This is a genomic window from Streptomyces sp. NBC_01390 (assembly GCF_045040105.1).
Lineage (GTDB): Bacteria > Actinomycetota > Actinomycetes > Streptomycetales > Streptomycetaceae > Streptomyces.
The window spans coordinates 6,789,785-6,816,436 of sequence record NZ_CP109551.1 but is presented as its reverse complement, the minus strand read 5'-3'; the positions used below and the strand labels follow the sequence as shown (position 1 = coordinate 6,816,436).

The window sequence follows — 26,652 nt, the reverse complement described above, 5'->3', positions numbered from 1 at the left end:
GAACGGCAAGGGCCGACCGCACGGGTCCACTGCACAGGTCCACCGCAAGACCGCGCCCCGGTCACCCCGCTGCGGCGCCGAACCACCTGGCCAGTTGGCCCCGCAGCTCCCCCTGGTCCTCCCCGACCCACGCCACGTAGCCGTCCGGCCGCAGCAGCGCCGCGGGTACGTCGAGTTCGGCCAGTTCCTCGCCGGTGTCGACGACATGGTCGACCCGGTCCGCCCAGCCGGTCACCGAGAGCCGGCCCGCAGGGTCGAGGAGCAGGCCCCGGCCGGTGCGCGTCAGCTCGTAGAGGCGCCCCTGCTTCAGCGTCAGGTCCCGCATGCGCCGGCCGAGCAGGTCGTGGCCCTCGCCGAAGTCGTAGCGGATGCCGATCCCGACGAGCTTCTCGATCAGGTGCCGCTTCACGTCCTCGAAGTCCATCAGCTCCGACAGCAGCCGGCGCACGGACCTCGGACCCGGCTCGGCAGCCATCAGCAGGGTCTGCGCGCGGGTGCCGTCCAGTACGTCGGCGGCCACCTCGTGCCGTTCGGTGTGGTAGCTGTCCAGCAGACCCTCCGGCGCCCAGCCGTTGATCTCCGCGGCCAGTTTCCAGCCGAGGTTGAACGCGTCCTGGATGCCGAGGTTGAGCCCCTGCCCGCCGACCGGCGGATGGATGTGCGCCGCGTCACCGGCCAGCAGCACCCGGCCGGTGCGGTAGCGCTCGGCCAGCCGGGTGCCGTCGCCGAAGCGCGAGATCCAGTGCGCCGAGTGCACACCGAAGTCGGTACCGGCGTACGCCCGCAACTGCCGCTTGACCTCGTCGAGGGTCGGCGGGACCGAGCGGTCCTCGGCCACCCCGTCGGCGGGCACGACGACCCGGTACACCCCCTCGCCCCCCATGGGCCCGAGGCCGAACCACTTCTCGGTCTTGCGGACCTCGGCCACCACCTCCGCCACCGTCTCCTGCGGTACGCCCACCTTCATCTCGCCCAGCAGCGCCTCCTGGCGGGTGGGCTCGCCGGGGAAACCGACGCCGAGCAGCTTGCGTACGGTGCTGCGGCCGCCGTCGCAGCCGACCAGGAAACGCGAGCGCAGCCGGGTGCCGTCGGCCAGCTCCGCCGTCACCCCGTCCTCGTCCTGGCTCAGCCCGACCAGCTCGCAGGAACGCCGGACCTCGACACCGACGTCGACGGCGTGCTCGTACAGCAGCCGGTCGGTGATGGTCTGCGGGATACCGAGTACGTAGGGATGCGCGGTGTCCAGCCGGTCGGGCGCGGGCTTCTCGATGGCGGCGAAGAACCCGCCGCCGACCGGATACCGCTTGCCGTGCTCCAGGAACCGCTCCAGCAGACCGCGCTGGTCCATCACCTCGATGCTGCGCACGTGCATACCGAGCGAGCGGACGACCGGCGTCGGCTCCGCGTCCCTCTCCAGCACGACCACGCGTACGCCGTGCAGCCGCAGCTCGGCGGCCAGCATCAGGCCGGTGGGTCCGGCACCGGCCACGATCACGTCCACCACGTCCACCACGTCCATCGTGAAACCCCCATTGCGGCAGCCCTGCTGTCCCCGCGATTCCCGTGTTTTCGCGGGTTCCGGCCGCCTCGGCCGACGATTCTGCGGCACTACGGGGGCCTTGCCGCAAGCCCCCCTGTGCGCTATATGTTGAGAGTGGCAAGGAGTGCTGGACGACCTCCTTGCCTTTTCCTTTGGTGCCCGGTTTCCTTTGGTGGCCCGGTGGTACCGTCGCGGAATGGACCCGCAGGAGCTCGCCAACCTCGCGCATCTGCGCCGGGCCCGGGATCTGATCGACCGGGAGTACGCGCGTCCGCTCGACGTCCCGACGATGGCCCAGCACGCGCTGATGTCCCCTGCCCACTTCTCACGGCGGTTCCGCGCGGCCTACGGCGAGACGCCGTACAGCTATCTCATGACCCGCCGGATCGAACGCGCGATGACGCTGCTCCGCGCCGGTATGAGCGTGACCGACGCGTGCATGACCGTCGGCTGTACCTCGCTGGGCTCGTTCAGCTCGCGGTTCACCGAGATCGTCGGCCAGACACCGAGCGTGTACCGCGGCCGGGAGCACGACGCCGTGACGGCGATGCCCGCCTGCGTGGCGAAGGTGCAGACGCGGCCGAGCAGAAACGGGCCGGGTCCGGACGGGTCGAGCAGGATTCGAGAAGCGGGCGGTACGGCCGCCGCCTAGCGTTGTCGGCATGGACATCGCACTGCACTACTGCCACATCACCGTCAACGACCCCGACGAGGCGCTCGCCTTCTACCGCGACGCACTCGGCTTCGAGGTCCGCAACGACGTCGCATCCGGCGAACACCGCTGGGTCACCCTCGGGAGCTCCGCGCAGCCGGACCTCGAAATCGTCCTCTCCGAACCGCACGCGGGCCGCTCCCAGGCCGACGGCGACGCCCTCCAGGAACTGCTCACCAAAGGCGTCATGCCGTCGTTCGTCTTCCGCACCGACGACGTCGATGGCATGTTCGAGAAGGTACGGGCATCCGGCGCCGAAGTTCTCCAGGAACCCATGGACCAGGGATGGGGCCCGCGCGACTGCGCGTTCCGCGACCCCTCGGGCAACCTGGTACGCATCTCGCAGAAGCCGAAGGGCTGAGTCGATGGGCTGACCCGCCGGGCTGAGTCGAAGGACTGAGCCGAAGGGCTGGACCCTCGGGAGCAGCCGGCATCACCCGAAGGAAAACCGGACGATACGGAGACCCGATGAGCAGCACCCCGAGGACGGACTCGCAGGCGGCCCCCGTGCCGCACGGCGCCGACACCCACGATCTGATCCGTGTGCACGGCGCGCGCGAGAACAACCTCAAGGACGTCAGCATCGAGCTGCCGAAGCGTCGGCTGACGGTGTTCACCGGGGTCTCCGGTTCGGGCAAGAGTTCGCTGGTCTTCGACACCATCGCGGCGGAGTCGCAGCGGCTGATCAACGAGACGTACAGCGCGTTCGTCCAGGGGTTCATGCCGACGCTGGCGCGGCCCGAGGTCGACGTACTCGAAGGGCTGACGACGGCGATCATCGTCGACCAGCAGCGGCTCGGTGCCGACCCGCGCTCCACGGTCGGCACCGCCACCGACGCGAACGCGATGCTGCGCATCCTGTTCAGCCGGCTGGGGCAGCCGCACATCGGGCCGCCGAGCGCGTACTCCTTCAACACGGCCTCGGTCCGGGCGAGCGGCGGGATCACCGTCGAACGCGGTGCCGAGAAGACGAAGACGGTCAAGGCGACCTTCAACCGCACCGGCGGTATGTGCACGCGCTGCGAGGGCCGGGGCGCCGTCTCCGACATCGACCTCACCCAGCTCTACGACGACTCCAAGTCGATCTCGGAGGGCGCGTTCACCATCCCCGGCTGGAAGTCGGACAGCCAGTGGACCGTGCAGCTCTACGCCCAGTCGGGCTTCCTCGACCCGGACAAGCCGATCCGCGACTTCACCAAGAAGGAGATGCGGGACTTCCTCTACGGCGAGCCGACGAAGATCAAGGTCAACGGCGTCAACCTCACCTACGAGGGCCTGATCCCCAAGATCCAGAAGTCGTTCCTGTCCAAGGACAAGGAGGCACTGCAACCGCACATCCGGGCTTTCGTGGAGCGGGCGGTCACCTTCGCCACCTGCCCCGACTGCGAGGGCACCCGGCTCAGTGAGGGGGCCCGGTCGTCGAAGATCGGGAAGATCAGCATCGGTGACGCCTGCGCGATGGAGATCCGGGACCTGGCCGAGTGGGTGCGGGGCCTCGACGACCCCTCGGTGGCGCCGCTGCTCACCGCGCTCCAGCACACGCTGGACTCGTTCGTGGAGATCGGGCTCGGCTACCTCGCCCTCGACCGCGCCTCGGGCACTCTGTCGGGCGGTGAGGCGCAGCGCGTCAAGATGATCCGCCACCTCGGTTCGGCGCTCACCGACATCACGTACGTGTTCGACGAGCCGACGATCGGCCTGCACCCGCATGACATCCAGCGCATGAACGACCTGCTGCTGCGGCTGCGCGACAAGGGCAACACGGTGCTGGTCGTGGAGCACAAGCCCGAGGTGATCGCCATCGCCGACCATGTCGTCGACCTCGGTCCCGGCGCGGGTACGGCGGGCGGCACCGTCTGCTTCGAGGGCACGGTGGAGGGGCTGCGGACCGGCGGCACGGTCACCGGCCGCCACTTCGACGACCGGGCGGCGCTCAAGCCGGCCGAGGCGGTGCGCAAGCCCACCGGGCAGCTGCCGATCCGCGGCGCGACGAAGCACAACCTCCAGGGCGTCGACGTCGACATCCCGCTCGGGGTGCTGTGTGTGGTGACCGGGGTCGCCGGGTCCGGCAAGAGCTCGCTCATCCACGGGTCGCTGGTCGAGACGCGGGGCGCGGTCGACGGGGGTGTGGTGGCGGTCGACCAGACCCCGATCCGCGGCTCCCGGCGGAGCAACCCGGCGACGTACACCGGGCTGCTCGACCCGATCCGTACGGCGTTCGCCAAGGCCAACGGGGTCAAGCCGGCCCTGTTCAGCGCCAACTCGGAGGGCGCCTGCCCCACCTGCAACGGCGCCGGTGTCATCTACACCGACCTGGCGATGATGGCGGGCGTGGCCACGACCTGCGAGGACTGCGAGGGGAAGCGGTTCCAGCCGGCGGTGCTGGAGTACCACCTCGGCGGCCGGGACATCAGCGAGGTGCTCGCGATGTCGGTGACGGAGGCGGAGGAGTTCTTCGGCGCGGGCGACGCCCGTACGCCGGCCGCGCACCGCGTCCTCGACCGGCTCGCCGACGTCGGCCTCGGCTACCTCAGCCTCGGCCAGCCCCTCACCACCCTGTCCGGCGGCGAACGCCAACGCCTCAAGCTGGCCACGCACATGGGCGACAAGGGCGGCGTCTACGTCCTCGACGAGCCGACGACCGGCCTCCACCTCGCCGACGTCGAACACCTCCTCGGCCTGCTCGACCGGATCGTCGACTCGGGCAAGTCGGTCATCGTCGTCGAACACCACCAGGCGGTCATGGCCCACGCCGACTGGATCATCGACCTGGGCCCCGGCGCGGGCCACGACGGCGGCCGCATCGTCTTCGAGGGGACTCCGGCAGACCTGGTGGCGTCCCGCAGCACCCTTACGGGGGAGCATCTGGCGGGGTATGTGGGGGCTTGAGCGCGAGGGCCGCGGGTCGGGGGCGGGTCGGCGGTCGTTGTGTGTGCCCTACGGCTGGAGCCACTCCTCGACGGCCACGAAGTCCGCGTCGCACATGCCGTGTTGAGGATCGACCCGGTGCAACAGGGCCCGGCCCCGGTGGTGTTCGGCCACCCAGCGCCGGTCGGCGTCGGTCACCTCGTCGTCGAGCCATACGAAGTCCCGCCCGGCGGCCGCATCGACGAGCGGGCGGGTCTTCCAGTGCACGCCGGGTGCGCCTGGCGGGTCGAGCGGGTCGTCGTCGGCCGGTTCCGGCCAGTTCACCACCGGGAGGGCGGGCAGGCCCAGCCACGGGGAGACGCACTCGTTCGCCTCGTCCATCCAGGTCGTGGCCCACACCAACTCGCAGCCCAGCGCGACCAGTCGAGGGCCCAGAGCCGGGTCGATCCGGGGCAGCAGGGGGTTTGTCTCCCCCGCCGGGAGCAGCGGTCGCCGGGCGGGCCGGTACGTCGGATAGCCGTCCGGATACTGCTCCCGGGTGCCGCCGAACGGGATCAGCGGCCCGTCGACATCCAGGAAGAGGAGCGGGGGCCCGGCGGTCCCCGGGTCCGACGGTCCGTGAGTCACAGCCTCCCCCTTCAAAGCCTCCCCCTTCAGAACGGCAACGCCCGCCCGTGCACGACCTCCAGCCGTGACACCGCCCTGGTCAGCACCACGTACAGCCGGTGCAGGCCCCGTCCGGTCGGGCCCTCCTCCTCGACGATTGCCGCCGGTTCCACCACGACCACGTGGTCCCACTCCAGGCCCTTCACCGCCTTCGCCGGCAGTACCGCGACCCTTCCCCCGCTCGGCGTCACTCCCGCCGCGCCCAGCGTCTCCCGTACCGCAGCCACCTCGCCGTCCGCCGCCACGACCCCCACCGAGCCCTCCCCGGCCAGCGCCCGGCGTACCGCGGCCAGCACCTCACCGGTGATGTCGGTCGTCTTCACCACCCTCAACTCCCCGTCTCCGCGCAGGGATCGGGCCGGTGGCACAGCTACGTCCAGGTGGGCCAGCAGTCGGTTGGCGAAGGCGACCACCGTTCGCGGTACCCGGAATCCGATGGTCAGTGGGATGACAGTGGCGTCGGGTTTGCCCAGGTGGGCCAGCAAGGGGCCCCACTCCCGTGCCGCCCACGGTGTGGTGCCCTGTGCCAGGTCGCCCAGGACCGTCAGCGAGCCGTACGGCACCCGGCGTGCGATCGCCCTGCACTCCATCGGGGAGAGGTCCTGCGCCTCGTCGATCACGACATGACCGTATCCCTCGGGGTGTTCGATCAGGCCGGCGACCTCGTCGAGGAGGACCAGGTCGGCGGCCGACCAGCGCGCTGACTTGCCGGATCTCGGCGGCCGCGCCCAGTGCACCGCCCGCTGCTCCTCCTCGCCCAGGAGTCCCTCGGCGGCTCGCGCCAACGCCCCCTCGTCCGCCAGGAGTTCGGCCACCACCTCCGCCGGACGCACCCTCGGCCACACCGCCTCCACGTAGGCCCCGATCGGCCGCGCCCGCTCGATGCGCCGCACCCAGGCGTTCGTCTGCGGTCCCGCCCGCCGTTCCGCCTCCCGCTGGACGCGGCTCACGATCCGGGTCCGTACGCGCTCGCGCCCCACGGCGTACGGCGGTTCCTCGGCCAGTACGCCCGCCACGATCCGCGCCAGCTCCGCCGCCGGGATCCGCCAGCGGTACGAATCGTCCTTCACCTCAAGGGAGTTGGTGCGGCCCATGACCTCCTCGGTCGCCACGCGTGCGTACAGCGCCCGGCGCAGCACCTGAGCCATCCGCGCGTCGTGCTTCACGACGGCGGCCCGTTCGTCGTCCTCGGCGCGCACCGGATGGCCCGCGATCTCGTCCGTGACCGTCGACTGCCGGACGCCCGTCTCACCGAGGGCGGGCAGCACCTCCGAGATGTACGAGAGGAACGTGCGGTTGGGTCCGAGGATCAACAGGCCGCCGCGCTGGACGCGCCCGGGGTGGGTGTAGAGGAGGTAGGCGGCCCGGTGCAGCCCGACGGCCGTCTTGCCGGTGCCGGGGGCGCCCTGCACGCACACGGAGACGCCGAGGCCCGCCCGTACGAGGTCGTCCTGTTCGGGCTGGATCGTCGCGGCGATGTCCCGCATGGGTCCGACCCGGGGCCGGGCGATCTCCCGCGCGACCAGACCGTCCGCGCCGCCCGCCAACTCCACTTCTCCTGAGCCGACTTCCGCCCCGTCCTCGTCCAGACGCCCGTCGAGATGCTCGTCCTCCAGGCCCGTGAGGTCGGCGGAGTCGCCCGTGCTGCCGGGTGCCCAGCCGAACCGGCGCCGTACGGCCACGCCCTGCGGGTCGCGGGCGCTCGCCTGATAGAAGGCCCGGGAGACGGGGGCACGCCAGTCCACGACGAGCGGCGGGCGCGTCGGGTGCTCGCTGATGCGCAGGCGGCCGACGTGGTAGCTCGCGCCGCTGTGCTCGCCGCCCCGGTCGCCCCCGTCGAAGTCCAACCGGCCGAAGAACAGGGGACCTTCGGGCAGTTCGCCCAGTTCCTTCGCCTTGCTGCGCAGCTGGTACCCGAGCACCTCCGCGTCCGCCCCGGAGGCGGAGACGTCCGATCCGGTGACGACGTGCTCCCGGGCACCGTCGATCATCGCGGCGAGGGCGCCACGGCACGTGTCGTGATGGGCGCGTTCGCGGCGCAGGGAGTCCTGGAGCGGGGACTGGAGCGGGGAGTCGCCGATCGGGGCGTCGGGTGGCGTCATTCGAGCCAGCCTACCGAAATAACGTAACCGAGTTAAATATTTTACTCGGTCGCGTTGCTCACATCCCGCACCACTTCCGCCGCTGCCGCCGACCGGAGCCACGGAAGCCCCGCCTCCAGCTGCCCGAACGCCTCCTCCGCCGCCGCGACCGCGTCCCCCCGCACCGCCTCCACCGACTCCCCCGCCGCGATCCGCCGCCAGTTCTCCTGCGCGAGAATCCGCTGTACGGCGATGATCTGGCCCGCCGCGAGCCGGGCCGCCAGGGTGTCGCCGAGGGCGGCGGCGAGTACGGCCTCCGAGCGCTGCTGGTACTCGTACGCCCGTGCGACCAGCGACGGGGTGCCGTAGAGCAGACGGTGGAAGGCGAGGACCCCCGGGGCGCTGTTGAGGCCGGTGACCGGGTCCTCGCGGCTCAGCCCGTCGAGGAAGTGCCTACGGAGTGCGTCGACCGGCGACGCACCGGACTCGGCCGCCCGCACCACCCGGGCCGCCTCGTCCTCGTGGTCCGCGAAGCGGTGCAGGACGAGGTCCTCCTTGGCCGGGAAGTACCGGAACAGCGTCGGCTTGGAGATCCCGGCCGCCGCGGCGACCTCCGCGACGGAGACCGCGTCGAAGCCCTTCGCGAGGAAGAGCCCGATCGCGACGTCGGACACGTTCTGGTACGTCTGCTGCTTCTTGAGCTCGCGCAGCCCGGTTCCTGCCATGGGAGCGAGGGTACGCACCACCGCGCCCGCACCGGAAAATCCCGCCCGCACAGGTAAATGTCTGCCGCGCGGGTACGGGCGTCGGCTAGCCCGGCAGCGCGCGCCGCAGATACGGGTTCGCCATCGGCCAGGTCCCCCCGGTCCCCAGGTTCAGCGCTGCCATCGCGGCGTCCAGGGTCCGCCCGACCGACGCCACCGCCCGGTCGACGTTGGGTGCCTCCAGGTCGGTGCGGGTGACCAGGCGGTCCAGGTCGACGTACGCCGAACGGACGGTCTCCAGGCGTTCGTAGGTGGGCTGGTCGCGCCGCCAGTCGCGGGTGTAGTGCGCCTTCAGGTTCCGCTCCCAGCGGCTCAGCATGCGGTACCGCGCGGCCGGACGGGACCGGGTGAGGTGCTGGTGGCGGACCAGGTCGTACAGCGGATCCCCGACCATCGCCAGTTCCCAGTCGACCAGCCCCAGAGAGAACCTTTCCTCGTTCAGGCGTACGAGGTTCCAGGGGTGCAGATCGCCGTGCAGGAGGGTCGGGGTGCGCGGAGTGACGTCGTAGCGGGACAGGATGCGGCGAAGGTGCCCGGGGTCGGGCAGACCGTACTCCTCGGCGAGGCGGAGCGACCTCTCCGGCAGCGACTCGACCAGGCGTACGAGTCGGTCCGTCATCCGCTCGTAGAAGCCCAAGGCGCTGGCCGTCCGGTCGAGGCCGAGGTAGTCGACGCCGGTGAGCGCGCAGAGCTGGTCGACCAGGTCGTCGACCTCGTTCGGCCTGAGGCCGTCCACCGGGTGCTCGGGCGGTGCGCTGCCGTCGCCCTGACCGACGTACGTGTGGACGGCGAAGGAATCCCCCCGCTCACCGTCCACTCCCAGGGCCAGCAGCCGCGGCGCCGCCACATCGGGCGTCGCCCGCTCGATCTGCCGGAGCACCAAGTGCTCGGCCAGTACGCCCTGTTCGCGCCGGGGGCAGCGGCCCTCGGTCCGGCGGCGCACGACGACCGGGGTGAGCCGGCCCTGTACCCGCACCACGGAATTGGCGTACGCCGTGCCCCTGCGCACGGCGCTCGCCGGCACCGAACGCTCCGCGAGGAGCGCCTCGCCGACCTGGGCGTGGGTGAAGTCGTCCCGGTAGGGGTGGCCGCGGCCCGGCCGCCAGTCGACGGACTCCGTCGCGCGACCGACGCCGACCTTCTCACCGTGCGCGTAGAGCGTCCAGCGGAGCAGCACCTGGGCGATCGTCTCCGGGTCGGGAACGTCCAGCATGGCGAGCGGTTCGGCGGCGACCGTCAGCGCCTGGTGCACCCGTCGCACGGCGTCCGCGAGGTGCTGCCGGTCGGGCGTCTCCTTCAGGTCGCGTGCCGCGCGGATCACGTCGGGGAACACGGACTGGGCGCGTTCGAAGGCGAGATAGTGAGGCAGGTCCTCGTGCAGCCCGCGCACCGACTCGGGGCTCGTCCGGAGCATCGCCTCCTCCCAGGTGTCGATCACCTCCTTCTCCTGCCACTCGGGGTAGCGCGTTCGGACCAGGTGGACGGCGAGATCGTGCAACGGGTCGCCGTACGTGGCGAGTTCCCAGTCGACGACGAGCACCGACGGGTCGCCGGAGTACGGGATGACGACGTTGCCGCGGTGCAGATCGGCGTGCAGCAGGCTGTACGGGCGGGAGGTCATGTCGGGCAGCCGGGCGGCCAGCGTCGCCAGCCCGTCCGGGGGGACGCCCAGCGCCCGGAACAGGGGGCCGTGCTCCGGCATGTTGGGCCACCGGACCTCCTGGTCGGTGAGACCGGCGAAATGCCTCAGGAATCCCCGACTGTCGCCGTCCTGAGGCCAGTTGCCAGGCAGCCGGGGCAGTGCGTCGCATGGGACCAGCGCCAGCCGCGCCATCACGCCGGTCATCGCCGCGATCAACTCCCTGTCGACGGCGCAGTCGTCGTGGTGGAACGCGGACAGCGGCTGGCCCGGCGCGAAGGTGTACAGCTCGGACTGCCCCCAGTCCTCCATCAGGCATGTCGGCGCGCCCGGCACGAAGTCCCTGATGGCGACGAGGATCGCGGCCTCCTCGAACGGCCAGGTCTTGACCGTCACGCGGGGCACGTCCGACCTGGGTATCCGGACCATGACCTTTGTCCCCTCCACGAGGGGTACGAGCCGGGCCATCGCCGGGGTGAGAGGGAGAACGAAGTTGTCGTTGTGTTGCCCGTTGTACAGCGTCCCGGTTTTACGTGCCAGTTCCACGAACTGGCGGTACACGGTGGGCCGCCGGGCTGAATGTGCGCCCATGGAAGTCCTGTGCTCAGCGCTTCGAACGAGTGGCCACCGACGATAGACCACGCGTGAGCACCATGATGCCGAAGTCACCCGAACGAGCTCAGGAGAAGGGGATTTCCCTTTTCCTCCCACCTTGTTCCCGGTGCCAGCGCACAAGCGCTTTCATGACATCCCGAATAGTCGGTACGTCTGCGAGCCCCAGCGGATCCTCCGCACCCACCAGAGCCTTGTGCACTTTCGAGGCCTCGCGATAGAGCTGCGTCCAGTTGAACCTCGTACCGGAAACCAGAATCTGGGTCGCCCGGATAGAATCCGTGAACACGGATTGCGCCCGTTTGAAGTCCATGATTTTCGGGAGGTCCTGTTCCCAGTTCTTCGCGCTGCCCGGCCTGATCTTCTCGGCGAGTGAACTCCAGCGCTCGGCCAGGGAGTTCTGCTGCTCTCGCGGATATCGCATCAGGTACAGATGGGTGGCCAGGTCGTAGAGCGGGTCGCCGAACATCGCCAGCTCCCAGTCGATGGTCCAGAGCCGGCCGTCGGGGTCCAGGACGAGGTTCTCTCTGTGGAGATCGGCGTGGAGCAGGCAGAACGGACGTTCGGTCAGGTCAGAAACGTTCTTTCTGAGCCTTTTGAAGGAGTCCGCCTCGACACCCAGCGCGTGGAAGAGCGACGCGAAGTCCGCCAGGTTGTCCCGGTAGACGCGGTCCTCGGCGAAGGCGATGAGCCGTTCCAGGAATTCCGAGCTGTCGGGGTCCGTGGCCCGGTCCTCGGGCTCGCAACGGCGCTTCGTGGGGAGAGTCTTCGCCGTGATGGCTAGCAACTCCCCGAAGAGCTCGAGGATCTGGTCCACCAGCTCGTCCGGGACGTGCTGGCCCGAGCGATGGCGCGCGCCCAGCGTGCGGCCCTCGATGAACCGCTGGAGCCGCATGTCCCCGGCCGTGATGAGCTCGGGAATCCATGTGACGCGTCCCTGGAGGTCCGCCAGCAGCTGTTCCTCCGAGAGGAAGCAACGCCGGTCGAACCAGAGCAGGTTGCTGCGCGGCTCGCGCACCTTGCCGCGCAGTCGGCGGCCGTCCGCGGCCACCCCGGGAAGCGAGATCACGTGCGTCACATGGTGATAGCCCTGGAGCGTCTCCTCGACCACACGTACGGCGCCATCGGCCGGTTCGGTGGCACCATCGGCCGGTTCGGCGGCACCCGTACGGCCCGCACCGGCGGCTCGCTCCGGAGCCGGAGACACTCGTTCGGCTGACATCGCCCGCTCTCTTGCCTGAGGACCCGTGAGGACCTGGGATGACCCGGTTCACCCCACCGGAACCCCTGGGGCCCGTTCCTGGCACCCCTTGTGACCCGCACCAACGCTTGTGCACCACTGAACCCGCAGTGCCCACAGCCATGGTGGAGGAGTGATGCACGGTACTCCTCCGTGATTCAGCATGTTGCCAGAAGCGATTCTCCCGACCGCACCGGGCGATTGAGCGCCAGGTGCGCGCCCGCCGTACCTTCCGACGAACGAGGAGACTCATGAGTGGCGCCCCCGGTGACCCCCGCGCCCAGGACCCGCACCGTCTGCGCACCCTGCTGCGCGACACACACGCGGTACTGGTCGACTTCGACGGCCCGGTCTGCGACCTGTTCGGCGGAGCCTCCACCGCGCACATCGCCGCCGAGGTCAAGGCCCGGGCGGCGCGGGTGTGGCCGCGAACCGAACTGGACGACGACGTCCGGGACTGCGACGACTCGCACGGCGTCCTGCTCCTGCTCGCCGCGATGGCCGACCGGCACGCACCCGCGCTCGCCGGGCCGCTCGACTGGGCGGACGAGATCGTCGAGAGGCACGAGTACACCGCGGTGCGTTCAGCCGCGGAGACAGCCGACGCCGGCCGTCTCGTCAGAGCGCTGTACGCCCTGGAAAAGCCCCTGGCGATCGTGAGCAACAATGCGGAAGGTCCCGTACGAGAACACCTGGAACGGGTAGACCTGCTGAGGTGTTTCACAGCGGTCTGCGGACGCGATCCGCACGATCCCCGGCTGATGAAACCCCATCCGGATTCGATCCTGCGGGCGTTACGCCTGCTCGGTGATCCGAAACCCGCGCAAACCCTACTGATCGGCGATCAGTTGACGGACCTGACGGCTGCAGAAAAGGCCGGAGTGCGTTTTCTCGGATTCACGCCGTACGAGGACCGGGCCCGCGAAATGCTGCGCCGGGGCGCCGATTTCGTGGTCGCCTCGCACGCGCCGGTCATCGGCGTGGTGGAACAGTTCGCGGGCGATTAGTCCGTAGCGAGGTATTTCCAGACCGAGTCGAACCATGACTGCATACTTTCCACGAACACCGATCCCGGGGATTCGGGACCACTGGAATCGGGACGGCCTGAATCCGGGCCGCCGGAATCGGGACCGCCCGCATTCGGGCCCGCCTCGCCACGCACGTAGTGCATGAGGGTGGCGCCGATGCCTATGACGTCGATCGCCGCGAGTGGTTTCGTCTCGTCCTCCAGCACGATGGGACGCTCGGTCACCTCGTACATGCCGTGCAGCGCGTCCGTGCCGTTGAGCAGATAGAGCTTGAACACCGGGGCGATCGGCACCCGCCGGATCTCCACCTCGACGTTCTCCACCAGCCGTTCCGCCCGCAGCGTGCCCAGCACGTGTCGCAGCGAGGTCGCGTGCCGGTTGGTGATGGCCCGGAGCCGGTCCACGGGGCGGGTGTCGGCCGCGTCGCCGACAGCCCGCGGATACGGCAGTTGCAGATCGTCGGTGGGCAGCAGCATGCGCAGGGCGATGCTCTGCGGGGCGGCGATCTCCCTGGTCCTGATCCGTTCCGCCTGGAGCCAGATGTGGCCCTGGAGCGACTCGGACGTCAACGTGAAGACGTCCAGGGTGACTTGGGGCTTCGTGAACGCCTCACGGATGTGCGGGGCGAGGGTCGTACGACCGGGACGCGCGATCCGTGCCGCGCCCACCGGCTGCGCGCCGCCCGGCGTCGGCTGCGCACCGGCAGCCCGCCCGGTTTCCGGCACGGCGATCACCCGGGAGCCGCTGCCCTGCCGGGAGTCGATCAGCCCCTCCCTGGTGAGCTCGCGCAGCACCCGCTGGACGGTGTCCCGCGACACCCCGAACTCCTGGGCGAGTTCACGCTGCGGTGGCAGCAGGGATCCCAGTGCGTAGACGGCGGGTTCCCCGTCGGTGACGGACATACGGCCGAGCAGTTCGGCGAGGATCCGCTCGAACTCCCTGCCGCCGCCCTCGGTGACACGCTGACCGTCCTGTTGCTCACCCACACACCGACCGTACCTCTTCCGGACCGCCGCCACACCAATTTGCGTCAACCAACCAACCTGTTGAGCTGGGAAGTTAAGGGATCTCCCCACCCGGGAAGACCAATCCCGAAGGCAACCAGTCCAATTGGACGGCAAGTTGCGTGATTGACCGCTGCGGAAGGTGCGGGTGGGGGACATGCTTCTTCTTCAAGTGCTGTGTGCGTTATGCCAGTTAATGCTGAGCACGCTGGTACAGCTACGGCTCGGGCTCACCGGCCTGATCCTGCTGAGCGCGATTTTCGTCGGAATCAGGGCACGCCACACCGGCCTGGCCGTCGGCGCGGCAGTGGTGTTCACCCTGCTGATGACTCAGGCCTGACCTCGGAGCACCTTCAGCAGGGGCTCCAGCGAACCCACGACCTCCTCGGCACCCGCGTCCCGCAGCAGCTTCTCCTTGTGCCCGTTACGCGCGTAGCCGAGGAACGGAACACCCGCCTCCTGTGCCGCGAGGTAGTCCGAGGGGGTGTCGCCGATCATGAGGGCGGACGACGGCGCCGCCCCCATCGCGTTCAACGCGCGGTTGAGACAGTGCGGGTGGGGCTTCAGATGGTGGAGTTCCCGCGTACGGCCGTACACGTGCGGGGCGAAGCACGAGGCGAGACCACGGCCGGCCAGATACTCGCGGACGACGAGCGGGGAGTTGTTGGTGGCGACCGCGAGACGGGAGCCCACCGCCGCCCAGGTGCGGATCAGCGGGTCGGCGTACGGGGTGGGCATCGCCAGGGACGCGGCTCGGAGTTCCTCCTGGGTGAGACGTTTCTCCAGCTCGTCCACCAGGTCGCTCCCGGGGTGCCGACGGTCGACGGCGCGCAGCACGACGTGCGGATCCAGGGACTCGCGCTCCGACTCCGTCAACAGACCGTGCAGGCCCCGCCCTTCGAGCCACTCGACGAGGTCGACCGCCACCCGTTCCGCCGAATGGCCCGCGAACAGGCGACAGACGGGGCCGTCGAAGTCCCAGAGCACGAAGCGTGCGCGAGCGATCACTTCCCGCAGGTTCTCGGTCACGGAATCGTCCTTGGCGGTCGCCTGTTGGGTCTGTGCCGCATGGGTCTGTGTCGCGTCAGAGGTCACTAGGAGAGTGTCAGGTCCGTCGTGATGGTTTCCCAGAGGGCGTCGAACCACTTCTGGGATTGCTCGACGAACGCCGTGTCCCGTTCCCCGGCACCCTTCTCGAACGAGAAGAGGAGCGACTCGGTACCCAGGGTGTCGTACATGTCGAGCGTCACCCCGCTCTCCACCGCCTCCTCACGGCGGGCGATCATGTAGTACGCGATCAGCGCCTCCGTCCCGTTGAGCAGGTACAGCTTCACCGGCGGGGTGAACGGCAGCGCCCTGAACGTCACCCGTACGTCGATGCCGTGCGACGAGCGCAGGGCCAGCAGGTTGTGCCGGAGCACATGGCCCTGGGCGTTGCGCTGGGCCAGCCAGCGCTGGTGGACCGAGTCGTCCTCGGTGCGGCCTTCGACAGGCACCGGGAAGGCCAGGGCGATCTCCCGGGACGGCAGCAGGATGCGTACGTCGATCGACTGGGGGCGGATGCGGCCCTCGTGGATCAGCCGGACCGGCTCGCCCACAGCAATCATCAGGGTCTCCGCGGTGAGGCAGGCGGCGTCGAGACGGACATGCGAGGCCGAGAACGCCTCCGCCATCCGCGACGCCAGCCCCACCATCGTCGGCTGGGGGCCCTCCCGGGGCGGGAGCGCCTCGGCGACGCGCGGCGGGCTGCCCTTGCCGCCGTTGGTGAGCAGTTGCTCGGCGTGCAGGATGCGCAGCGCCTCCCGTACGGCACCTCGCTCGACGCCGAACTCCTCGGCCAGGTCCGCCTGAGTGGGCAGACGGTCGCCGGGTCGCAGATCGCCGGTGCGGATGCGGTCACGCAGGGCGGTTGCGATCTCCTGGGGCGACTGTCTTCTGCTGCCGTTCACTGTCCCGTTCTCCTGAGTCACGACCAAACGCTACAACTCCAACCCATCTTTGGGGAGTTGTTCGAAAGTTGTTTATGAGTAGTGCCCAAGTGGGGACAACTTAATCAGAGTTGGTTACCAACTTGGTGAAGTTGGCAGAAGTTCCGTCTCTTGTCTGCCATCTCTGTGACACCGCTCCGGACACGCCCTGAAGGAGGAACCACCATGCCCGCCATCGCTCTCCTCGCCGCCGTCCTCATCACCGGCTTCCAGCAGTTCGTCAGCTGGCAGTACGGCACCTCCGGCGTCGTCGGCCTGACGCTGCTCACCATAGGCATCAAGGCCAGAAACCCGACCATCAGCTCCATCGGAGCCGTCGTGCTCGCCCTGCTCGTCACGGGGCCCGCCCTGTGACAGTGCCGGCACCAGTGACAGCCGATCGTGGGAGACCTCAGTCCGTGAGCACCAGCTCCGAACTGATCGTCTCCCACAGTGCGTTGAACCACAGGTGCGACTGCTCCACGAACGTCGTGTCGCGCAGCCCGGCGCCCCGCTCGAACGCGAACAGCATCGACCGGACACCCTCGGCGTCGTACATCTCCACCTGCTCGTGGTCGATCTCCGCCTCGCGCCTCTTCAGCGTGTAGTACGCGAAGAGCGCCTCCGCCCCGTTGAGCAGGTACAGCTTCACCGGTGGCGTGAACGGCAGGGCCCGGAAGGAGACGCGCACGTCGATACCGTGCGTGCCGCGCAGGGCCAGCAGGTTGTGCCGGAGCACCTGCCCCTGGGCGTTGCGATGGGTCAGCCAGCGGCGCTGCAGCCGGCCCGTGGCCGAGGCCCCGGCCGGGGAGCCGTCCGCGAGCTCCACCGGCGCCGGGAACGCGAGGTCGATGTCCCGGCTCGGCATCAGCACCCGGACGTCGATCCTGGCCGGATTCAGCTCTCCGGCGTGGATCTGGCGCAGCGGTTCCCCGATGGCGAGGGTGAGCGAGACGGACGTCAGACACAGGGCGTCGATCTTCACGTGCGGCACCGCGAAGGCCGCCGCGACACGGGGCGCGAGGCCGACGGTGGTGGGCAGCGGCAGGGCGGCGGGGCCGCCGGTCGGAACCGGTCCGGGAGTGGAGGCGACCGTCGCCGGACTCCCCTTGCTGACGTTGGTCAGCAGCCGCTCGGTGTGCAGGATGCGCAGCGCCCGCCGTACGGCACCTCGCTCGACGCCGAACTCCTGGGCCAGCCTGGCCTGGGTGGGCATGCGCTGACCCGGCCGCAGCTCACCGCTCCTGATCCGGGTGCGCAGGGCGTTGGCCACGTCACGGTGTGACGTCTGAGGCTCCACAGCCAAACACTACAACTTCTTGCCATCTTTGTGGAGTTCAAGTGAAGATGGTTATGAGACGCCTCCAAGTGGAGATAAGTACAGTGAAGTTGGTGACCAACTTCTACAACATGGTGAAACCTTCCACAGGTTGGCGGCCGAACTCTCTTCCGGAGGGGAGCCTGGAGCTCGGCAGCCATCACGACCGGAATCGAGGTCGGATCAGAAGATGTCCGGGCACCACGGCCGCCTGGACGTACGCAGCAGGGCGTCGGCCATTCGGGCGGCGCCCGCTCGTTCCTCCCGCACCCGACCCAGCGCGGCCAGCCGCACCGCCGACTCGTCACCGAGCCACAGAGCCGCCAACTCCCGTACATCCAGGGTGAGTTCAGCCGCGTCACGTACACCGGGCGTGCACGAACCGACACCCTCCGGCGACACCTCCAGCCGGTACCGCCCGCCGGCGAAGCCGGCCTCGTCGACGACCTCCAGGACAAGTCCGCGACCGCCGCCACCCGCCGCGTGACCGTCGTACGGACGCGCCTCCAGGGCCCGTACGACATCCAGGAGCCGCACCCACAGCCAGTCCGCGTGCGTGGTGAGCCTGGCCGCCCGCGGGTCCGGCAGGAAGAAGGGGAGCAGGTCGTCCGGGGCACGCCAGCCGGTCTTGACCTTCGTGATCCAGTCGATCGAGCAGAGGTACTGCCACAGGGCGCGCTCGGCGCCCGGCGTCGCGGCGATCAGCCAGTTGACGTCGGCGGTGTCGTGCGGCTGCTTGGCGTCCCACTTGTCGTCGGCCTCGTACGAGACCAGCCCGTCGACCTCCCCGTCCGCCGACCGGTAGACGGCGTAGAAGGGCTCGTCCCAGGACTCCCCGTACCGCACCACCCCGGTGTTGACCTGCCACCAGCGCTCGTCACGGCTGACGGCACCCGGCTGCTGCCGGGCGAGCCGCGCGTGCAGCTCGGGCCCCAGCTTCCGTACGTCCGCCGCGTCCACGAGGTCGATACGACCGCCGTCCGCGGGGCCCGCCCAGCGGGGGTCGAGGCCGGCGCGCGGGACGTCGATCGTCCACGCGGAGGTCGAGGTGGCGGGCCCGAAGCCGTACCGTCCGTAGATCGGGTACTCCGCGGCGATCAGCGTGGCGACGACGTCCCCGCGCTCCTTCGCGGCGGCGAGGTCCCGCGCCATCATGCGGGTGAGGATGCCCCGGCGGCGATGGGTGGGCGACACGGTGACGTTCGAGACGGCGTCGGCGGGGACGGTCGCACCGCCGCCGACGCTCAGTTCCTGCGGGAACGAGCGGAACGTCGCCACGCATCGTTCGCCGTCGAAGGCGCCGAGGGACCGCCCCGGCCGGAACGCCCCGCGGTTCGCCTCCAGCCCCACGTCGGTGACCTCGGGCGACCGGAGGAACCCGGTCTGCAGGGCCCTGGTCCACTCCCGGAGTCCGTCCTCGTTGACGGCGCGTATGTCGATGTCGGCACGGGGGGTCATGGATTCAGGCTAGGGGGAGGGTACGGAGGGTGTCGCGCGAATTTCTCCCGCCCGGCAGCCCCGGCCACTCCGGGTCAGATGAGCAGGTCCTCCACCTGTGCCTCGCCGTCCCGGTACCGCCGGGCGATCTCCCCGCTGCAGTCGTCCGCCGTCCGCTGCAACCCCTGCCGGCGCTGGGAGACCTGCTGCTCGTACCCCACGAGCCTGCCCATCGCCGCCGTCAGCTCCGGGTCCGTCCGTGCGTCCAGGTCCGACAGCTCCACCTCGGCGAGCATCTCCGCCGCGAGCTGCCCGTACTCCTCGCTGTGCGGCGTCCCCAGCGTCACGTGCCGCGCCGACGACCGGTGCCGGGCCGGGGCGTCCGTCAGGATCTCCGACAGCCGCTCGACGACCGACCCCTCCCCCACCGCGACCACGGACGTGGGCCCGCGCCGCGCCAGTTCCGCCCGCAGGATGTCGATGCGCCCCTGCAGCAGCCGCCGTACGTAACTGAGGTCGGCCTCGTCGCGCTGGGCGTCCCGGCGCAGGGCGCGCAGCTCGGACAGCCGCAGCACGGTGAGGTCGTGGCCGGGCGGAGCGGGGGCCAGCAGCGAACTGATCGCCGTGACAGGAACGACCGGAACGACCGGAACTGCCGGAACGACCGCAGCGGCCGGAACGACCGGAGCGGCCTGACCTGCGTTGCGCTGCGCGGGCGGCCGGGCGGCCGTATGAGGCCGCCCGGTACTCGGTGTGCTCATGTGCCTCTACCGTCCCCTCGACAGGCGAATGGGAGCATCGTGCCACCCCAAGTGGCCGCTATGTGACCGAGTGCCCCCGAACGGCCCCAGATAGGGGCTTAAGGATCAAAAAGAATCTCTTCAACGGCACGGCATGATGGGCGTATGCGTGCAGTGGTGCAGAGGGTGGACGGCGCGAGCGTCGTCGTGAACGGTGAAGTGACCGGCGAGATCACGGGCGAGGGCCTGTGCGTCCTCGTCGGGGTCACACACGAGGACACGAAGGAGAAGGCGGCCCAACTGGCCCGAAAACTCTGGTCGATTCGCATGCTGGCGGACGAGAGGTCGTGCTCCGACATCGACGCCCCGCTGCTCGTCATCAGCCAGTTCACCCTGTACGGCGACGCCCGCAAGGGCCGCCGCCCCACCTGGAACGCGGCAGCCCCGGGCGATGTCGCCGAGCCGCTCGTCGACGAGGTGGTCGCCCAACTCCGTTCCCTGGGCGCGACGGTGGCGACGGGCCGCTTCGGCGCCCAGATGCGGGTGACCCTGACGAACGACGGCCCGTTCACGGTCCTCATCGAGATGTGAACGTGAACCACGGAACGTGAACTACGGCTCGACCACGACCTCCTGTGCGGCGGCCGTCGTGTCGGCGACCAGCCGCGCGTCCACCGCCACGTTCCGCTTCACCAGCGCGAGCGCGACCGGCCCCAGCTCGTGATGCCGTACGGACGTCGTGATGAACCCGATCTTGCGCCCGTCGGGCCCGTCGTCCGCGAGCCGCAGTTCCGTGCCGGCCGGCGGCAGATGGACCTCGCTGCCGTCCAGGTGCAGGAAGACGAGCCGACGCGGCGGCTTCCCCAGGTTCTGGACCCGGGCGACCGTCTCCTGGCCCCGGTAGCAGCCCTTCTGCAGATGCACGGCCGTGCCGATCCAGCCCAGCTCGTGCGGGATGGTCCGGTGGTCGGTCTCGAAGCCGAGCCGCGGCCGGTGCTGCTCGACCCGCAGCGCCTCGTACGCCAGCAGCCCCGCCGCCGGTCCGGCCTTCTCTGCGTACGACTCCAGGTCGGCCCGGGGCAGGAACAGATCCCGCCCGTACGCCGTCTCGCGTACGACGACACCCTCCGGCACCTCGGAGATGGCACCCGCCGGCAGGTGGACGACCGCGAACTCGTCCGTCCGGTCGGCGACCTCGACCCGGTAGAAGAAGATCATCGACTTCAGGTAGGCGATCAGGGCCTCCTGGGTCCCCGGCTCCACATGGACCCAGGTCGTCGTGCCGTCGTCGACCAGATACAGCGCGTGCTCGATGTGACCGTTCGCGGACAGGACCAGCGCCTCGGTGGCCTGGCCGACGGGCAGGTCGCTGACGTGCTGGGTGAGCAGCAGGTGCAGCCAGCTCAGCCGGTCGTCGCCGGTGACGGTGAGCACGCCGCGGTGGGAGAGGTCGACGAAGCCGACACCCTCGGCGAGCGCGCGCTGCTCGCGGAACAGTTCGCCGTAGTGGCCGGCGACACCTTCGTCCACACCCTCGGCGGAAACGGCGCCGGGCAGGGACAGCAGAGGGCTCTTCATAGGCACAAGCCTACGACGAGGCTTACGACTCGGTAGTTGAACCCTTGAGTTCCTTGAGGTCCTGGGTCCCCTTGGCGCCCATGCTCCCCTTGGCCAGGCAGTCCCTGCAGCGGCCGAAGATCGCGAAGTGCTTCATGTCGGTCTCGAACCCGAAGTCCTCGCGCAGTTTGGCGGTGAAGTCGGCGGCGACGGCGACATCCGTCTCGATCACGTTGTCGCAGTCGCGGCAGACGAGATGGATGTGATGGTGCCGGTCGGCGAGGTGGTAGGTGGGCGCGCCGTGCCCGAGGTGGGCATGGCTGACCAGCGACAGCTCCTCCAGCAGCTCCAGGGTCCGGTAGACCGTGGAGATGTTGACTCCCGACGCCGTCTTCCGCACTTCCACGAGGATGTCGTCGGGTGTCGCGTGCTCAAGGGTGTCCACTGCTTCGAGGACAAGCTGTCGCTGCGGGGTCAGCCGGTAACCGCGCTGTCGCAGATCACTCTTCCAGTCGGTGCTCACCACACCGCCCAGTCTAGGTCTACTTAAAAAATGCGATGCCGTCGTCCGGCATGTCGTCCGGGAGGGCCTTGGCCCAGCGTTCGACGTCCTCCGGGGTGACGGCCTTCTTCAGGTGTGCCGACATGTACGGGCGCAGCTCGACGTCCGGGGTCTGCTTCTCGCCGACCCACATGAGGTCGCTGTGCACGTACCCGTAGAGCCGCTTGCCGCCGGTGTACGGTCCCGAGGCCGCCGTCCGTGCCACGGCGTCGGTCACGATGTCGATCTGCGGCTTCTTGGCGGCCAGCTCGCCGTACCAGACCTCGACGACACCGTCCTGGCGGACCATGACGACCTCGACCTTGCGGTCGGCGTCGATGCGCCAGTAGCCGGACTCGGACTCCAGGGGCCTGACCTTGTTGCCGTCGGCGTCCAGCGCCCAGGTGTGGGAGCGGTACTCCAGGAAGTCACGTCCGTCGTGCGTGAAGGTGACCTCCTGCCCGAAGTTGCACTTCTCGTCGCCGGGGAAGTCATAGACCCCCGCGCCGGCCCACTCGCCGAGCAGGAAGACGAGAGGCACAAGGTCCTTGTGCAGGTCGGACGGGATCTCGATCATGAGCGACGGTTCCTGTGATTCCGGTGTTTCCTGGCGACGGGGGTCTGCGGGACGGGGGTCAGCGCTGGCCCTGGTACAGCTTCTTGACCGTCAGACCGGCGAAGGCGAGAACGCCGACGGCGACGAGAACCAGCAGGGTTTCGAAGAATGCCTCAAGCACGGGGTGCTCCTCGGACGATCGGTTGTGTGCACAAGAGCCGGGCCCAGCTTACGCGGCCGGGGCCCGGCTCTCTCGGCCAGGTGGCGGAACGGTCAAAGGCGCCGCCCTCAGCCGAGCAGCTGGCTCTGCAGGGCCACGGTCTGCTGGAAGGGCACGGCCAGGGCCTCACCCTTTCGGGACTGCATGATCACCGCGAGGGTGTCCCCGGCGGCGAGGTAGGCGTAACGGACCTGCTCGGCGCCGTACGGCTCGGACTCGGCGTAGACGGAGTGCTGGATGTCCTCCGACCCGGTGGCCTTCGCCGGGAAGGCCTCGTCGACGTCGGCCGCTTCAGATCCGCGCATCGCGTAGCCCGTGCTGCTGAACGCGGCGAACTCACTCGCGAACAGGTCGTCCACCACGGCGGCGGTGCCGAAACGGAGCAGGTAGACGCGGGTGTGCGTGCCATCCTGCGTGGTCCAGCCGCGCGCGGCGACATGCCGCAGCCCGTTGTCGACGAGCTTCTGCCGGAACGAGTCCCGCTCCCCGGCCTCGGTGAGCTCCGTCAGAAACACCTTCGGCGCGAGCCAGCCGTCCGAGCCGCGCAACGCCTTGTCGTCCGTCGCACCCTCGGGCGCGGGCAGCACGAGTTCGCGGAGATCGGCGTAGTGGGCACCGGCCGCGTTGGCCTCGTCGAAGGGGCCGGGGCTGCCGGACGGCAAGGGCGGCAGGGTGATCTCCGGGTACACCCATCGGCCGTCCGACGCGGTCGCGAGGCCCGGTACGTCCGTCCGGTCCATGCGCGTGATCCCGTAGGCCGTCGTTGCCCCGACCGCCGCGAAGACGGCTACGACGGCCGTCCAGCGCAGAACGGCCCGCAGGCCACGCCGGTCCTTCTTCACGACCGGTGACAGGACGGGCGCGGGCTGCGCTTCGTCGGTGGGGGCGGAGGTGGGGGTGGAAACGGGTTCGGTGTGCTGCTCGGTCATACCGCCTCCCCCGGCTCGACGATGCGGTCGAGCTGCGTGCCCAGAAGCATCGCGACTCCCTTGGTGTCGAGTGGAGCGGGGCCCGTGGCGTTGACGGTGACCAGGACGTCTCCCTGATAGGCGGTGCAGAACATGCTTTCGAGGGCGCGGTAGTCGTACTCGTCGTCCGCACCGCCCTCTATGTCGTAGGGGTCCTGCGCCTTGGGCGGCAGGAAGCACTTGGCGTTCTTGTGGCCCTTGACCTCCGGGCCCTGACGCAAGCCTTCCTGAGCGTCGAGGTACTGCTGCTGGAATCTCCCGAGGTTGCTCACGGTCGCCGTGCTGGGGAACTGTGCCAGCGCGACCCGCACGGAGTAGACCCCGTTGTTGTCCCCGCCGGGGTCCACCGCCGAGCTGAGGTAGCTGCGCATCGCCATGCCCTTGAGGTGCTGCTTGTCGATCTGCTTCTCCAGCTGCCTGCGCTGGGAACGGGGCAGCCCGCTCAGGGACTTCTTGCGCAGCGCCGTGGACTGGGCATCGCTCAGCACGGCGTCGTGTCCGAACTCTCCGAGGTCGGGCCCCTGGTACCAGCCGCTGGACCCGTACGGGACGAGCACCCCCGCGAGTCCGGGCGCGGACGCCTCCTTGACGTCGTCGTCGGCCGCCGTCTTCGGGAGCGTGAAGGCGGGCGCACCCGCGTCCCGGTCGGCGTCGACCACGGTCACGACGGTGTAGCCGACGCCGGCGACGACGACCCCGGCCAGCAGCGCCGACCCGAGGACGGCGGCGAGCCGGCGCGGACGCTTCCTGGCGGGTACGGACCCCGGCAGGTCCGCGGGTTCGACGGCCGCAACGGATTCGGGTACGGGTACGGATTCGGCTACGGGGTTGTCGGTCACAGCCGCTCCATCTGGCGCTTGGCGAGGTCCACGATCCTCTGCCCCGGGATCGGCTTGGAGTCGTAGACCCAGATCTCCAGCGCGATGTCGCCCCGCCAGGCGTGGGCCTCGGCGCTGTAGTCACCCTCGCCCTCGTCCGACTCGGTGTGGACGTACGCCATCCCGTCCCCGGTGCCGGGCACGGGATAGCTCTTGGTGCCGTACTCGTCCTCATCGTCGTAATAGCTCTGGTCGACGGACTCGGCGGCGCCGAGAATCTCCGCCTGCCGGAACTGGACCAGCCGGATCTGTACGCCGTAGTCGCCGGTCGTCCAGCCGGTGACGGCCGCCCTCCGGAACTCGTAGCCGACGAGGGTGCCGAACACTGAGCCCGGCATGCCGTACCCGCCCGCGTAGTCGGCCAGGTCCATCCAGCCGTCCCCGCTCGACAGGTACTCGTCCGCCCTCGCCCCCTTGGGCTTCGTCAGCAGCAGCTTCCGCAGGTCACCGTCGGTCCTGACCCTCCGGTCCTGCGCGGCCGACAGCGGCTCCGGCCCCTCGCCCTTGGCCTGTGCGAGCACCGGCTGCGACAGGGAGGGCAGCTTGGTCGGCTCGCGGTCCGCCTGTACGAGATAGCCGGCGCAGGTACCGGCGACCAGGCCCAGCACGGCCGCCGTGGCGATCAACAGCGTCGTACGGCCGGGTCGACGCGACGGCAATTCGGGTATTTCGAGTGATTCGAACACGTCGATCACTTCTGCCACTCCGGGCACTTCCAAGACGTCCCCCACGCAACATGACGCACGGAATTCGTATCCGCGCGCACAGGAGACCCATCAGTAACGCTCAGAGTTGTAGGGGAGTTGATTACGATTCGGACTCCCGCCCGGCCTACCATGCGGCCATGGCGAAGAAGCTCGTGATCAAGGTGACCGCCGGGGCCGACGCCCCCGAGCGCTGCTCGCAGGCGTTCACGGTGGCGGCAGTGGCCGTCGCCAGCGGGGTCGAGGTGTCCCTGTGGCTGACCGGGGAGTCCGCCTGGTTCGCCCTTCCCGGCCGGGCCGCCGAGTTCGAGCTGCCGCACGCTGCGCCGCTGCCCGACCTGATCGACTCGGTCCTCGCGGCAGGACGCCTCACCCTCTGCACACAGTGCGCGGCCCGGCGGGACATCACCGAGAAGGACGTCATCGAGGGCGTACGGATCGCGGGCGCGCAGGTGTTCGTGCAGGAGGCGATGGCCGACGGCGCCCAGGCCCTCGTCTACTGAAGTCCGGCGCCGCCCTTGACGGCCCCGACAAACGCCGCCCAGGCACCGGCCTCGACGACGAGGGCACCCCGGGCGGGGTCCTTACTGTCCCGGACGGGGACGACGGCGGGGAGGTTGGAGGCGACTTCGACGCATTCGCCGCCGTCCTGATTGCTGTAGCTGCTCTTACGCCAGGCGGCCGCGCCGAGGAAGTCGTCGGAGACCTCGATGCACGCACCGCCCTCCGAGTTGCTGTAGCTGCTCTTGCGCCACGTCACGCTGGTCAGATCGATGGCTCGCACGGCACGTCCTCCAGGGTACGCAAGATGAACATCCGTGACTCGGCAGGGCTCAATGCCAGGTCACGAACCGCATCATATCTGCGCTGCAATCCCTCAACCCGGCTTGTTTCTTCGACGAGTTCGCCTCGCACAATGTTCTCCGTGTAAGCCACCGTGTGACCGTCCGGCAACCGCAGGAACGTCACAGGGGTGTCCATCAGCCCGTGCAGTCCAGTGCCGTGCGTCAGCACATAGAGAGTGATGTTCGGCCGCTCCGCCACCTCCAGCAAGTACTGCAACTGCTCTCGCCAATTCTGAAGAACACGCAGCGAATTCCGTAGCACCGCCTCGGACAGAATGACGCGGAACGGCGATGCATCGTCCCCCTCCAGCACCTTCCGCCGTCCGATGCGCGCTTCGACCTGCTGGTCCAGTTCCTCGCTCTTGAGGCTGCCCTCTGCAAGCAACTCGCGTGCGTAGTGCGGGGTTTGAAGCAGTCCGTGGATGGTGCTGCCTCCGTAGTGCCAGAGACTGATCGCCTCGGCCTCCAGTGCCATGTACCGCCGGTACCGCTCCTTGAACTGAGCCGGATCCCCAACGGCCAACTCCCACAAGGTGAGCACCAACCCACCGGTCCCGTAATGCTGATCCAGCGCCTGAGCCACCTCCGGGCTCCCCAGCGTCGCCCCGCTCTCCAGCTTGCCGAACAACGACGCGTCCCACCCGAGCGTTTCCGCGAGCTGCCGCAGGCTCTCCCCGCGCTCTGCCCGGAGTAAGCGCAGTTCCTCCGCGAACCGTCGCCTGGGCTCCTGGCTGCGCCCCGTGATCACCCTTCTCGACGGCATCGCA

28 protein-coding genes are annotated in these 26,652 nt (G+C 69.5%); 8 read left to right on the top strand and 20 right to left on the bottom strand.

Annotation, left to right across the window (positions count from 1 at the left end; all coding sequences use genetic code 11):
• Positions 1–61: 61 nt before the first annotated feature.
• Positions 62–1,504, bottom strand: coding sequence for a rifampin monooxygenase (gene rox, locus OG241_RS30800; protein WP_405826503.1), 1,443 nt, complete (start codon positions 1,502–1,504; stop codon positions 62–64).
• 232 nt (positions 1,505–1,736) lie between these two features.
• On the opposite strand from rox, the gene OG241_RS30795 reads away from it, so the two are divergent.
• From OG241_RS30795 to OG241_RS30785, 3 genes are all read left to right on the top strand, one after another.
• Positions 1,737–2,192, top strand: a complete 456-nt coding sequence (locus tag OG241_RS30795; RefSeq protein WP_405819815.1) for a helix-turn-helix transcriptional regulator — start codon at positions 1,737–1,739, stop codon at positions 2,190–2,192.
• Positions 2,193–2,202: 10 nt separating this feature from the next.
• Positions 2,203–2,613 carry a VOC family protein gene (locus tag OG241_RS30790; protein ID WP_405819813.1) on the top strand — a complete coding sequence of 137 codons (411 nt, stop codon included), beginning with the start codon at positions 2,203–2,205 and terminating at the stop codon, positions 2,611–2,613.
• Between the two features lie 107 nt (positions 2,614–2,720).
• On the top strand, positions 2,721–5,141 hold the full coding sequence (locus OG241_RS30785) for an ATP-binding cassette domain-containing protein (RefSeq protein WP_405819811.1): 2,421 nt from the start codon (positions 2,721–2,723) through the stop codon (positions 5,139–5,141).
• A 48-nt stretch (positions 5,142–5,189) separates the two neighbouring features.
• Here the strand turns inward: OG241_RS30785 and OG241_RS30780 are convergent, their stop codons facing one another.
• The 5 genes from OG241_RS30780 to OG241_RS30760 form a co-directional block, all read right to left on the bottom strand.
• Positions 5,190–5,747: a hypothetical protein gene (locus tag OG241_RS30780; protein ID WP_405819810.1), complete on the bottom strand. Its 558-nt coding sequence runs from the start codon at positions 5,745–5,747 to the stop codon at positions 5,190–5,192.
• Positions 5,748–5,773: 26 nt separating this feature from the next.
• Positions 5,774–7,888, bottom strand: a complete 2,115-nt coding sequence (locus OG241_RS30775) for a HelD family protein (protein ID WP_405819808.1) — start codon at positions 7,886–7,888, stop codon at positions 5,774–5,776.
• A gap of 41 nt (positions 7,889–7,929) precedes the next feature.
• Positions 7,930–8,592 (bottom strand): TetR family transcriptional regulator, encoded by a 663-nt coding sequence (locus tag OG241_RS30770; RefSeq protein ID WP_405819806.1) that lies wholly within the window; start codon positions 8,590–8,592, stop codon positions 7,930–7,932.
• Positions 8,593–8,677: 85 nt separating this feature from the next.
• The gene (locus tag OG241_RS30765; RefSeq protein ID WP_405819805.1) at positions 8,678–10,861 is read right to left on the bottom strand and encodes an aminoglycoside phosphotransferase family protein; all 2,184 of its coding nucleotides are present in this window, start codon (positions 10,859–10,861) and stop codon (positions 8,678–8,680) included.
• An 88-nt stretch (positions 10,862–10,949) separates the two neighbouring features.
• The gene (locus OG241_RS30760) at positions 10,950–12,104 is read right to left on the bottom strand and encodes a phosphotransferase (protein WP_405819803.1); all 1,155 of its coding nucleotides are present in this window, start codon (positions 12,102–12,104) and stop codon (positions 10,950–10,952) included.
• A gap of 269 nt (positions 12,105–12,373) precedes the next feature.
• Between OG241_RS30760 and OG241_RS30755 the strand changes: the two genes are divergently transcribed.
• Complete coding sequence (locus OG241_RS30755) at positions 12,374–13,129, top strand: HAD family hydrolase (RefSeq protein ID WP_405819801.1); 756 nt, start codon at positions 12,374–12,376, stop codon at positions 13,127–13,129.
• Here the strand turns inward: OG241_RS30755 and OG241_RS30750 are convergent.
• Entirely contained in the window at positions 13,126–14,136 is a 1,011-nt protein-coding gene (locus tag OG241_RS30750; protein WP_405819799.1) for a GntR family transcriptional regulator, read from the bottom strand. The two genes, OG241_RS30755 and OG241_RS30750, sit on opposite strands and share 4 nt — an antisense overlap.
• 175 nt (positions 14,137–14,311) lie before the next feature.
• Between OG241_RS30750 and OG241_RS30745 the strand changes: the two genes are divergently transcribed.
• Positions 14,312–14,494: a hypothetical protein gene (locus OG241_RS30745; protein WP_405819797.1), complete on the top strand. Its 183-nt coding sequence runs from the start codon at positions 14,312–14,314 to the stop codon at positions 14,492–14,494.
• On the opposite strand, the gene OG241_RS30740 is transcribed toward OG241_RS30745, so the two are convergent.
• Together OG241_RS30740 and OG241_RS30735 are read right to left on the bottom strand one after the other, a co-directional pair.
• Positions 14,485–15,300: an HAD family hydrolase gene (locus tag OG241_RS30740; RefSeq protein ID WP_405819795.1), complete on the bottom strand. Its 816-nt coding sequence runs from the start codon at positions 15,298–15,300 to the stop codon at positions 14,485–14,487. The two genes, OG241_RS30745 and OG241_RS30740, sit on opposite strands and share 10 nt — an antisense overlap.
• Positions 15,249–16,130, bottom strand: coding sequence for a GntR family transcriptional regulator (locus tag OG241_RS30735; protein ID WP_405819794.1), 882 nt, complete (start codon positions 16,128–16,130; stop codon positions 15,249–15,251). The genes OG241_RS30740 and OG241_RS30735 overlap by 52 nt, the downstream gene beginning before the upstream one ends.
• Positions 16,131–16,307: 177 nt before the next feature.
• Here OG241_RS30735 and OG241_RS30730 point away from each other — a divergent pair, with 177 nt between their 5' ends.
• Positions 16,308–16,496 carry a hypothetical protein gene (locus OG241_RS30730; protein ID WP_319097132.1) on the top strand — a complete coding sequence of 63 codons (189 nt, stop codon included), beginning with the start codon at positions 16,308–16,310 and terminating at the stop codon, positions 16,494–16,496.
• Positions 16,497–16,533: 37 nt separating this feature from the next.
• Here OG241_RS30730 and OG241_RS30725 read toward each other — a convergent pair whose 3' ends face one another.
• The 3 genes from OG241_RS30725 to OG241_RS30715 all read right to left on the bottom strand — a co-directional run bounded on the left by OG241_RS30725 (position 16,534) and on the right by OG241_RS30715 (position 19,637).
• On the bottom strand, positions 16,534–17,421 hold the full coding sequence (locus OG241_RS30725) for a winged helix-turn-helix domain-containing protein (protein ID WP_405819791.1): 888 nt from the start codon (positions 17,419–17,421) through the stop codon (positions 16,534–16,536).
• A gap of 201 nt (positions 17,422–17,622) precedes the next feature.
• Positions 17,623–18,897, bottom strand: coding sequence for a GNAT family N-acetyltransferase (locus OG241_RS30720; RefSeq protein ID WP_405819790.1), 1,275 nt, complete (start codon positions 18,895–18,897; stop codon positions 17,623–17,625).
• 74 nt (positions 18,898–18,971) lie between these two features.
• A complete protein-coding gene (locus OG241_RS30715) occupies positions 18,972–19,637 on the bottom strand; it encodes an aerial mycelium formation protein (RefSeq protein ID WP_405819788.1) in 666 nt (221 codons plus the stop codon).
• A gap of 144 nt (positions 19,638–19,781) precedes the next feature.
• Between OG241_RS30715 and dtd the strand changes: the two genes are divergently transcribed.
• Positions 19,782–20,207, top strand: coding sequence for a D-aminoacyl-tRNA deacylase (gene dtd / locus OG241_RS30710; RefSeq protein ID WP_405819786.1), 426 nt, complete (start codon positions 19,782–19,784; stop codon positions 20,205–20,207).
• A 21-nt stretch (positions 20,208–20,228) separates the two neighbouring features.
• Here dtd and OG241_RS30705 read toward each other — a convergent pair whose 3' ends face one another.
• The 6 genes from OG241_RS30705 to OG241_RS30680 all read right to left on the bottom strand — a co-directional run bounded on the left by OG241_RS30705 (position 20,229) and on the right by OG241_RS30680 (position 25,022).
• A complete protein-coding gene (locus OG241_RS30705) occupies positions 20,229–21,194 on the bottom strand; it encodes a YgfZ/GcvT domain-containing protein (protein WP_405819784.1) in 966 nt (321 codons plus the stop codon).
• 22 nt (positions 21,195–21,216) lie between these two features.
• Positions 21,217–21,699, bottom strand: coding sequence for a Fur family transcriptional regulator (locus OG241_RS30700; protein WP_405819782.1), 483 nt, complete (start codon positions 21,697–21,699; stop codon positions 21,217–21,219).
• Positions 21,700–21,715: 16 nt separating this feature from the next.
• Positions 21,716–22,291: an FABP family protein gene (locus OG241_RS30695; protein WP_405819780.1), complete on the bottom strand. Its 576-nt coding sequence runs from the start codon at positions 22,289–22,291 to the stop codon at positions 21,716–21,718.
• Positions 22,292–22,558: 267 nt separating this feature from the next.
• A complete protein-coding gene (locus OG241_RS30690; protein ID WP_405819779.1) occupies positions 22,559–23,419 on the bottom strand; it encodes a hypothetical protein in 861 nt (286 codons plus the stop codon).
• Positions 23,416–24,297, bottom strand: coding sequence for a hypothetical protein (locus tag OG241_RS30685; protein WP_405819777.1), 882 nt, complete (start codon positions 24,295–24,297; stop codon positions 23,416–23,418). The genes OG241_RS30690 and OG241_RS30685 overlap by 4 nt, the downstream gene beginning before the upstream one ends.
• Positions 24,294–25,022, bottom strand: coding sequence for a hypothetical protein (locus OG241_RS30680; protein ID WP_405819775.1), 729 nt, complete (start codon positions 25,020–25,022; stop codon positions 24,294–24,296). The genes OG241_RS30685 and OG241_RS30680 overlap by 4 nt, the downstream gene beginning before the upstream one ends.
• Before the next feature lie 158 nt (positions 25,023–25,180).
• Between OG241_RS30680 and OG241_RS30675 the strand changes: the two genes are divergently transcribed.
• A complete protein-coding gene (locus OG241_RS30675) occupies positions 25,181–25,543 on the top strand; it encodes a DsrE family protein (protein WP_405819773.1) in 363 nt (120 codons plus the stop codon).
• Here the strand turns inward: OG241_RS30675 and OG241_RS30670 are convergent.
• Both OG241_RS30670 and OG241_RS30665 read right to left on the bottom strand, forming a co-directional pair.
• Positions 25,537–25,824, bottom strand: a complete 288-nt coding sequence (locus tag OG241_RS30670; RefSeq protein WP_405819771.1) for a DUF397 domain-containing protein — start codon at positions 25,822–25,824, stop codon at positions 25,537–25,539. The genes OG241_RS30675 and OG241_RS30670 overlap by 7 nt on opposite strands.
• Entirely contained in the window at positions 25,806–26,648 is an 843-nt protein-coding gene (locus tag OG241_RS30665) for a helix-turn-helix domain-containing protein (protein ID WP_405819770.1), read from the bottom strand. Before OG241_RS30665 ends, OG241_RS30670 begins: the two co-directional genes overlap by 19 nt.
• Positions 26,649–26,652 lie beyond the last annotated feature (4 nt).

Excerpts from the sequence above, each read along its gene's own strand:
- OG241_RS30795 (WP_405819815.1), top strand. The coding sequence starts at position 1,737 with ATGGACCCGCAGGAGCTCGCCAACCTCGCGCATCTGCGCCGGGCCCGG.
- OG241_RS30790 (WP_405819813.1), top strand. The coding sequence starts at position 2,203 with ATGGACATCGCACTGCACTACTGCCACATCACCGTCAACGACCCCGAC.
- OG241_RS30785 (WP_405819811.1), top strand. The coding sequence starts at position 2,721 with ATGAGCAGCACCCCGAGGACGGACTCGCAGGCGGCCCCCGTGCCGCAC.
- OG241_RS30775 (WP_405819808.1), bottom strand. The coding sequence starts at position 7,888 with ATGACGCCACCCGACGCCCCGATCGGCGACTCCCCGCTCCAGTCCCCG.
- OG241_RS30770 (WP_405819806.1), bottom strand. The coding sequence starts at position 8,592 with ATGGCAGGAACCGGGCTGCGCGAGCTCAAGAAGCAGCAGACGTACCAG.
- OG241_RS30765 (WP_405819805.1), bottom strand. The coding sequence starts at position 10,861 with ATGGGCGCACATTCAGCCCGGCGGCCCACCGTGTACCGCCAGTTCGTG.
- OG241_RS30760 (WP_405819803.1), bottom strand. The coding sequence starts at position 12,104 with ATGTCAGCCGAACGAGTGTCTCCGGCTCCGGAGCGAGCCGCCGGTGCG.
- OG241_RS30755 (WP_405819801.1), top strand. The coding sequence starts at position 12,374 with ATGAGTGGCGCCCCCGGTGACCCCCGCGCCCAGGACCCGCACCGTCTG.
- OG241_RS30745 (WP_405819797.1), top strand. The coding sequence starts at position 14,312 with ATGCTTCTTCTTCAAGTGCTGTGTGCGTTATGCCAGTTAATGCTGAGC.
- OG241_RS30730 (WP_319097132.1), top strand. The coding sequence starts at position 16,308 with ATGCCCGCCATCGCTCTCCTCGCCGCCGTCCTCATCACCGGCTTCCAG.
- OG241_RS30720 (WP_405819790.1), bottom strand. The coding sequence starts at position 18,897 with ATGACCCCCCGTGCCGACATCGACATACGCGCCGTCAACGAGGACGGA.
- OG241_RS30715 (WP_405819788.1), bottom strand. The coding sequence starts at position 19,637 with ATGAGCACACCGAGTACCGGGCGGCCTCATACGGCCGCCCGGCCGCCC.
- dtd (WP_405819786.1), top strand. The coding sequence starts at position 19,782 with ATGCGTGCAGTGGTGCAGAGGGTGGACGGCGCGAGCGTCGTCGTGAAC.
- OG241_RS30705 (WP_405819784.1), bottom strand. The coding sequence starts at position 21,194 with ATGAAGAGCCCTCTGCTGTCCCTGCCCGGCGCCGTTTCCGCCGAGGGT.
- OG241_RS30695 (WP_405819780.1), bottom strand. The coding sequence starts at position 22,291 with ATGATCGAGATCCCGTCCGACCTGCACAAGGACCTTGTGCCTCTCGTC.
- OG241_RS30690 (WP_405819779.1), bottom strand. The coding sequence starts at position 23,419 with ATGACCGAGCAGCACACCGAACCCGTTTCCACCCCCACCTCCGCCCCC.
- OG241_RS30675 (WP_405819773.1), top strand. The coding sequence starts at position 25,181 with ATGGCGAAGAAGCTCGTGATCAAGGTGACCGCCGGGGCCGACGCCCCC.
- OG241_RS30665 (WP_405819770.1), bottom strand. The coding sequence starts at position 26,648 with ATGCCGTCGAGAAGGGTGATCACGGGGCGCAGCCAGGAGCCCAGGCGA.